This is a genomic window from Pantoea sp. Pa-EAmG (assembly GCF_030024295.1).
In the GTDB taxonomy this organism is placed as follows: Bacteria; Pseudomonadota; Gammaproteobacteria; order Enterobacterales; family Enterobacteriaceae; genus Pantoea; species Pantoea dispersa.
This window is the reverse complement of sequence record NZ_JASEWO010000192.1, coordinates 1-7,819: the sequence shown is the minus strand read 5'-3', so window position 1 is coordinate 7,819 and position 7,819 is coordinate 1. Positions and strand designations below refer to the sequence as shown.

General features: G+C 57.2%; 7 protein-coding genes. All 7 read right to left on the bottom strand.

Annotated features, from left to right (window positions below; all coding sequences use genetic code 11):
* Nucleotides 1-458, bottom strand: a 458-nt coding sequence (locus QMM04_RS19150) for a response regulator transcription factor (RefSeq protein ID WP_282996778.1), incomplete at its 3' end; no start/stop codon positions are given.
* A 45-nt stretch (nucleotides 459-503) separates the two neighbouring features.
* The gene (locus QMM04_RS19145) at nucleotides 504-1,841 is read right to left on the bottom strand and encodes a TolC family protein (RefSeq protein ID WP_282996779.1); all 1,338 of its coding nucleotides are present in this window, start codon (nucleotides 1,839-1,841) and stop codon (nucleotides 504-506) included.
* A 271-nt stretch (nucleotides 1,842-2,112) separates the two neighbouring features.
* Complete coding sequence (locus QMM04_RS19140; RefSeq protein ID WP_282996777.1) at nucleotides 2,113-3,339, bottom strand: HlyD family type I secretion periplasmic adaptor subunit; 1,227 nt, start codon at nucleotides 3,337-3,339, stop codon at nucleotides 2,113-2,115.
* Nucleotides 3,340-3,349: 10 nt separating this feature from the next.
* The gene (locus QMM04_RS19135; protein WP_282996776.1) at nucleotides 3,350-5,623 is read right to left on the bottom strand and encodes a type I secretion system permease/ATPase; all 2,274 of its coding nucleotides are present in this window, start codon (nucleotides 5,621-5,623) and stop codon (nucleotides 3,350-3,352) included.
* 123 nt (nucleotides 5,624-5,746) lie between these two features.
* Complete coding sequence (locus QMM04_RS19130; protein ID WP_282996775.1) at nucleotides 5,747-6,565, bottom strand: hypothetical protein; 819 nt, start codon at nucleotides 6,563-6,565, stop codon at nucleotides 5,747-5,749.
* A 71-nt stretch (nucleotides 6,566-6,636) separates the two neighbouring features.
* Nucleotides 6,637-7,515 (bottom strand): OmpA family protein, encoded by an 879-nt coding sequence (locus QMM04_RS19125; protein ID WP_282996774.1) that lies wholly within the window; start codon nucleotides 7,513-7,515, stop codon nucleotides 6,637-6,639.
* Between the two features lie 55 nt (nucleotides 7,516-7,570).
* Nucleotides 7,571-7,819 (bottom strand): Biofilm associated protein A (locus QMM04_RS19120; RefSeq protein ID WP_282996773.1); only part of this gene is annotated, 249 nt, incomplete at its 5' end.

Below are 7,819 nucleotides of genomic sequence, written 5' to 3'. Positions count from 1 at the left end.
ATGCTTTTTTCACCCGCGCCGAATCTGTCGAGTTCATACTGCATGTCATCGCTGACAACACGTTTCCCTCTGGCAATCTGAAGAATTGCCTCGATCAGTTCGCCGACTTCTTTGGTTTTACTGATATAGCCCCTGACGCCATTTTTCAGCACCATCTGCACCAGCGCCGGACTCTCGATGGCGGAATACATCAGTATCTTCAGTTTTGGATAATGGGCTCGCAGCTGTTTGATCAGCTGCAGTCCATCAACGGTATCTTTGCCGCCCAAAACATAATCCAGGACGAGAAGGTCCACGTTGTGATGGGTCAGATAATGCATTAACTCTTCCCGATTTTTGCAAAGCGCAACCAGAGAAAGTGAAGCATGATGCTGAATGCTGATCTTTAATGCTTCGCGGATCAGTGGATGATCGTCAACGACCACAATGTTAATCACGTTGTTATCCTTAAAGTTCATTCTGTCTCTCCTTCAGTCAGGAAAAGTCTGGAAAACCAGAAGACATTATTGTACCCGCTGACCCAGCCACTTTATCAGCATGCCGGCGTTAGCATAGCCGCGTATCAGGGAAGCATAGCCATCCACGCGGCTACTGACTTCACTCACGCGGTTATTGTAGTAATCGCTCTCGGCACTAAGCACATCAAGTAAGGTGCGTTTGCCAAGATGGTACCATTGCTCAAAAAAGGCAAGGCGGATGCGGTCGGTTTCCGCCGTCAGATTATGATACAGGGCAGCACGTTCCAGCTGTGCTTCTGCGTCCTGAAGTGAGGCGTGGATCCGCTGTTCCGAATCACGGCGCTGTTCTTCGACGCTTTGCATGCTGGCTTCCGCCCGGGCAAGCGCAGCACGTTCCGCCGCGCTGCCGGAACCGCCACGGAAGATCCCCCAACTGACCTGCACACCGGTCTGAAATGCCTGCCTTCTGCCCAGCTCATCCTGTCCGGTGTTCTTACTGACGACCCAGTTAATTTTGGGAAGGCCGGACGAGCGTACCGCTTCCGCCTCTGAGCGCGCCGCCCGAGCCTCAGCCAGCGCTTTCAGAATGAGCGGATTATTCGGGATCTGACTGGCCAGCTTTGAGCCATCCGGCACTGATAATCCCCATTCACTGCCGGGTGGCAGGCTGACCTCAAAATGTCCCAGCAGACGCTGTAGTACGATGTCCTGATCGCGGGCTTTGGCGACCGAACTGTCCAGCGATGCCTGCGCTGAGAGCAGTCGCCCGCGTGCCTGGGTCAGCTCACTGCGACGTCCCTGATCGACATCCACAATACCACTGAGCATGTCGGTCAGGGATTTCATTCTTCTGACGTAGTCCTCGCTGATGCTGATAATCAGCTGCTGTTTATGGCGTTCCAGCAAAGCGGCGCTGACGTCCAGTGCCAGACTTTCGGCTTCTGCACTGATAGCCGCGTCTGCGGCGCTTGCCTGGTCCTCACGCGCCCGGATAGTGTTACTTGTCTGACCAAAATCGTAGAGCGTAGTCGCCATATTGACGCCAAAGGACACCACATCATTCTTACCCGACGAGGGGCGGTTCCCGCTGCCGAAATACAGGCTCTGACTTGAGCTGGTCACATCCACCTGAGGCCAGCGCTGGCCTTTTGCTTCATCAACGTTCCCCTGTGCGGCTTCGGCCTGATAGCGCACGTTACTGAGGCGGGGACTGATGCGCACGGCCTGATTCACTGCGCGCGCAAGCAGAGCCCGAATGTCTGCACCGGAAGCTGAGTCCGTTTTAGGAAGCGGCGCGCGTGAAGCCGAAGCGGTACTGCGGGTCCAGCGAGGTGACTGATCCACCGGGCGTGACAGGGTGGCATTGCTCTTCAGATTCTGCATTGATGCCGCGGTGCTTTCTGTCTGCACTCTGGCTGCTGGTTGCGGCGTTTTCCTGACAACAGGAGCAGCATTGCTGACCGGCGTACTGGTCAGCAATGGCTTCTGATTCGCCCTGACAGACTTTGATGCCGGTGCGTCAGCACCGTCTGCTACGGATACAAACTGCAGCAGTTCGTCATCCGTTCCGGCAAAGCCTTTGGCTGCCGAAAAAGCAAGCAGGATCCCGGCACTTACCAGTGTCAGGACAAAATGAAAATTGTTGTTCATGTTATTAACGCTCACGAAATGCTTCACGGGCCTTTAGCACCGGCTTAAGCAGATAATCAAGAATGGTTTTTTCGCCGGTTTTAATTTCAACGGTGGCAACCATGCCCGGAATAATCGGCAGCGATTTACCGCCGGCATCAAGATGACTTTTGTCAGTCAGCACCATGACGCGGTAATAGATGGCATCGGGCCTACCGGCCGCTGCCTTCTGATCGTCTTTCAGCGTATCCGGACTGATATTTTCCACACGTCCGGTAAGGCCACCGTATATGCCGTAGTCGTAGGCGGTAATTTTCACTGTGGCCGGCAATCCGGGATGCAGAAAGGCCACGTCGGCCGGCCGGATCTGGGTTTCGACCAGCAACTGTTCTTCAAGCGGGATAATTTCCATAATGTGCTCGCCCGGCTGAATGACGCCGCCAATGGTACTGACGCGCACGTTTTTTACCGTGCCCCGTACCGGTGCCGTCAGGGTGGTCCGATCCACCACGTCAGCACGTCCGACCAGACTTTCAGTGGTCTGGGCGAGTTCAAGTTCCAGCTTGACCAGCTCTGCGTTGGCTTCTGCCTGATAGCGATTCCGGCGCTCTGTGATTTGAGAAAGGATGTCATTGGCCTGTCGGCGCATGCGCAGCAGCTCTACTTCAGAGAGCAGCCCTTTAGCAGCCAGCGGTTCAGACATTCTGATCTCACTTGCTGAAAGGTTATAGCTGCGCTGTAAGGAGTCCACGCTGGCATTCAGCGCGCTCAGTCGTGCCTGGTATGCCTGCTTTTCCTGCGCCACGACGACAGGGTCCTTCATGACCTGTTCATCAAATTCCAGTGGCTGGCCATAGGCTTCAGCGCGCAAACGGGCAATGGTGGCTTTAAGGCCAATGACTTTTGTCAGTACTTCGCGGTAGCTGGACTGCGCACGTGTCGGGTCAATCTGCAGCAGGGTCTGTCCGCGCTCGACGATGTCTCCTTCCTGCACGCTGAGGCTTGCCAGAATGCCGCCTTCCAGGCTTTGAATAACCTGCTCACGGCTCTTGGAGACGATTTTGGCTTCCCCTTTGGTAATCTCCTCCACGCGGGCATAGTTTGCCCAGATAAGCCCCACCGTCAGCACCGCCAGTATGATGTAAAGCACCAGCTTCGAACTGGGTGTGGTCTGAGCCATCAGAGAAGCCTCAATATCGTTCATAAAGGCAACATCACTGTTAGTCAGCGCGCTCTTCTTTCTACGAAACATGATGATTTTCCTAAACGGTTGCAGTGGTGGCAGGCTCAGGCGGAACCGGAACACCAGTCTTCCCGGCGGGCTTTCCCGGAGACGATTTTTGCTCAGGCGATCCCTGCAGCGCCTTCAGAACCCGTTCTTTCGGGCCGTCCAGCGCCACTTTGCCGTCCTCAATAACAATGATGCGGTCAACCAGCGCCAGCATTGACGGCCGGTGGGTGACGACAATAAGCGTTTGCTGATGCACGGCCTGCCCGAGCTGCGTGATGAACTGTCGTTCGGTCTGAGAATCCATTGCGCTGGTTGGCTCATCCATCAGCAGCAGCGACGGCGTGGCAAGCAACGTTCTGGCCAGTGCGACAAGCTGACGCTGTCCGCCGGAAAGCCCTTCGCCTCCCTCACCCACCGGGAGATTTATCCCTGCCGGATGGCGGGCCGCTACGCCGTCCAGCCCGGTCAGTTTCAATACCTGCAGCAGTGCGCGCGCGGTCGCGTTCTGATTGCCTATCATGATGTTTTCGCGGAGCGTGCCGTGGAACAGACGCGCCTGCTGACCCACAAATCCGACGGCTTTTCGCCAGTCGGCGGGGTCAATCTGATTAACGTCGAGATCGTCAGCGAACATCTGTCCTTTCACGGGCTGATACAGGCGGGCAATCAGACGAAGCAGCGTCGACTTTCCGCTGCCGATGCGCCCGATGATCGCCACGCGCTCTCCCGCCTGAATGGACAGCGAAATTCCTTTGAGGATTTCCGGATTAGGCTGCATTGGCGGAGCAGGATATGAAAAACAGATGTCCTGGAGCCTGATGCTGCCGGTAATGTCGGGCTGCGGGAGATAATCCCGCTTGACGTCACGATCGGTGGGCATATCCATCAGTTTGTTCAGCGAGCTCAGCGCTGCTTTCGCCTGCTGAAAACGCACGGCCAGTCCGACCACCTGCGCCAGCGGCGCGGTACAGCGGCTGGACAGCATTACGGTGGCGATCAGCGCTCCCATGGTCAGGGTACCGGCATCAATCAGATACACGCCGGTCACGATCAGCAGCACCGTCTGGAACTGCTGCACGAAAGTGGTGACACCAGTGGCCATGGATGAAAATCGTTTGGACTTCATGCCGGATGCCGACTGCAGCGCGCTGAAGTTCTGCCAGCGTCGCTGCATCCAGGATTCACCGGCGGTCGCTTTGAGCGTTTCCATACCTTCAATGGACTCAATCAGCACACCCTGCTTCAGGGAGCTTTCACGCAGGTTTTCTTTCATGATCCGCGCCAGCGGCCACTGAATAGCCACGCTGATGATGACAATAACGGGGATAATCAGCAGGGGGATCCACGCCAGCGGGCCGCCGATGACGAAAATGACCGCGACAAAAAGCAGTACAAACGGCAGATCGCTTATCGCCGCCAGAGTGGCAGAGGCGATAAAATCGCGCACGGATTCAAACTCGCGGATCTGGTTAGCAAATGAACCCGCAGAGGCAGGCTTGTGTTCCATCTGCACCGCCAGCGCCTGACGGAAGAGTACGGCACCCAGCACCAGATCGGCTTTCTTACCTGCGACATCTATCAGGTGTGCGCGGACAAAACGGGTAACCGCTTCAAAGAGCATGGCGATGCTGACCCCAGCCGCCAGCGACCAGAGGGTGACAAAAGCCTGATTAGGGATCACGCGGTCATAGACGTTCATGGTGAAGAAAATGGAGGCCAGTGCCAGCACGTTGATCAGCACTGCGGCCAGCGCGGCGCTGCGGTAATACCGGCGATAGCGCCAGAGCGTGCTGAACAGCCAGTGGCCTTCAGGTTTTGGCAGCGAGTCGGCCTCGCCCGGCATCACCCGGGCATCAGGTTTCACCAGAATGGCGTAACCACTGTAATACCCGGCCAGCTCTTCGTGCGGCAGCTCGACCGCAGCAGCGCTGACCTCCGGCAGGATCACCTGATACAGCAGCGATTTTTTGCCTTCGCTGTTTTTGACCTCACGTCGGCCCAGCAGGACGCAGCCGGCTGAGCCTTCTCTTATCAGCAGCACCGGCATAATCTGAGCAGGTAATTCCTGCAAGGCGCGCTGAACGAGTCCACCGGTCAGGCCTGCATTCTCCAGCGCATTCAGCGCCAGCGAAGGCGTCAGCACGGATGAACGCGGCAGGCCTGCCAGCAGCCCCTCGTCGGTTTTTCCCAGGCCATAATGATGACAAATCCAGGACACGCTCTGCAGGAGGCTGTCATCAAGACGGGTGAACGCTTTTGCACCGTGCGTATCGCCGGGCGTGGCGCTGTTATTAACGTTATGCATACTTCACTCTCTGGATAGCAGGACCCAGAGCCCGTCTCTGCGTCACCAGAAAATTCTGACATGAAGCAGGCGTAAACCCTTCCCAGACGCGTCCTGTTTCTGAGACAGCGTAAGAAAAAGGTTTTACCGGGCATACACGTTAATATGCTGTTCGCTCAGGCAGCGGCTGTCACACGCAGTGGCATCGGTGCCTGGCACCAGCTTGATGCGATCGCGGGGTATGGCATCGCGCATCAGCTGTTCCTGCAACTGCTCTGCCTGCTGCAGCCCAAGCCCGCTCGGCTCTGCCTGTGAAACGGGACGTACAATTATCTGCACCTCGTTAATCCGGCTCAGGTTCTGGCGCAGCATGACGGCGAGCTCTGCGATCGCCTGACGGCCCGCTTCACTCAGCTCTCCGGAATCCGGCATGAACAGTTCGTCACGCTCAATGACATAACGCTGCACCGCCTGCACCCTGTCAGTGTCATAAACGCAGGGGATCACGCCGGAGGCCCGGTTCAGCAGATGAATCTGACGCTTCAGGCCCTGTAACTGCCGTTCGGCTTCACTGCGTTGCACAGTCTGGGGCAGAGCTTCATCTGAATCACTGGCGCGAAGAAAATAGGTGTAGCCGGGTTTGAGCTCTGCGGAGTAGCGCTCTGTGACTTTACCGGGATACTGGCTGCCTGCTGCAGCGCGTGCGCCCAGGGTGTGCTTTCCCGGGGACAGACAAAAACGTGTATATCCTCCCGGCAGCAGCGAGCTTTGAAACTCGCCATCAACGTATACGTTAATCCCGACTTGTTTTGCCGCTCGCTCAGCCGGGGCCGGGCGATAATAGACAACGTGGCTCATCTCCTGAACCACTGGAGGTGCAGGATGATACTTTTCAGCAAACAAAGCAGGTGAGGCCTGTACGCCCGAAACGAGCAGCAGGGAAAATAAAAATAAGCGTTTCATAAAAAAGATCCGAAAAAAGGGACGGCCTGAGCCGTCCCCTGAAGATTAACACGCAGAGTGCGGTGACAGATTTATCGCGCCGCGCTGCCGTCGACGCGGACCGCCACGCGGCGGTTAGGCGCGTAGCAGGCGATCTGCTCGGCTTTGCTGCCGCTGCACGTTTCGACCACCGGCTGGCCCATACCGGCGCTGCTGGCCGTAATGGTGCGGGCTGACACGCCGGCTTCCACCATCAGCTGACGTACGGTGTCGGCACGACGCTGACCCAGCGCGGCGTTAGCGGCTTCAGAACCAATCGGATCGGTATGACCGATAACTTGAATGCGGCGAACCTCGCTGTGCTCGCGCTGGATCTGGCTGACGAGATCATTTACCGCCTTTTGTCCCTGCGAGGTGATGCTGTTTCGATCGGACTTGCCGAAGCGGAACAGCACGTCACCTGACAGCGTGTACTCTATCGGTCCTTGCAGATACTGACAGGCTTCCACCGCGGAGGCGCGGGAAAGCGTGTGCGACTGGAGGCGCATTGACTGCAGCGCGCGCTCTGCGTCGGAGCGACTTAGCGCCTCAGGCATACCGTTCTGACCCTGACTGACCTTCAGGAAGTAGGTCTTGCCACCTTCCAGCGTGGTGCGCCACGGCTGGGTGCGTTTACCCTGATAGGACGGTGCGTCGTTCACAAAAGCGCCCAGCGTATGGCTGCCCGGTGCCACACAGAAGGTAGTGAACCCGCCCGGCAGCAGCGCCGAATGGTATTCACCGTCAATGTATACGTTAGCGCTGCCCTTCGCGGCTGCGCTGTCGCGCAGGAACACAATCTGGGCCTGGTGCTCACCAACGGCGGCAACCGGCTGATAGCCGCGGCCAAAGTTTTCGGCGGCCTGCGCCCCCGTTACGAATATTGCCAGTGCAGCAGCCAGCCCCAGCGCGGTCGTTCTGAAAATTGTCATGACTCCTCCACGGCCTCCCTGAGGAGGCCGGTTGATTAGATGATTGAGATTTTAGTTACACCAGGTTTGTGGTGACGCCTTCCTGTACCAGCAGCTCGACGTTTTCGGTGCTGTGCTGGTAGACCTCATAGCGCACGCCCGAAACCTCGACCACGCCCGTGGCTTTCGCCCAGTCGCCCGGGTCGGTGCCATTAAGCTGGTCGTCCAGATTCACCACGTCACCCGCGTTGCCTTTCACCATCATCTGCACAGTGTCGTCATTAACGAACAGGTTCTCACCGCCGTTAGCCAGAATATCACCCAG

What these genes read in the sequence shown, in the direction of transcription:
- QMM04_RS19145 (WP_282996779.1), bottom strand. Translation starts at nt 1,841, where the DNA reads ATGCAGAATCTGAAGAGCAATGCCACCCTGTCACGCCCGGTGGATCAG.
- QMM04_RS19140 (WP_282996777.1), bottom strand. Translation starts at nt 3,339, where the DNA reads ATGTTTCGTAGAAAGAAGAGCGCGCTGACTAACAGTGATGTTGCCTTT.
- QMM04_RS19135 (WP_282996776.1), bottom strand. Translation starts at nt 5,623, where the DNA reads ATGCATAACGTTAATAACAGCGCCACGCCCGGCGATACGCACGGTGCA.
- QMM04_RS19130 (WP_282996775.1), bottom strand. Translation starts at nt 6,565, where the DNA reads ATGAAACGCTTATTTTTATTTTCCCTGCTGCTCGTTTCGGGCGTACAG.
- QMM04_RS19125 (WP_282996774.1), bottom strand. Translation starts at nt 7,515, where the DNA reads ATGACAATTTTCAGAACGACCGCGCTGGGGCTGGCTGCTGCACTGGCA.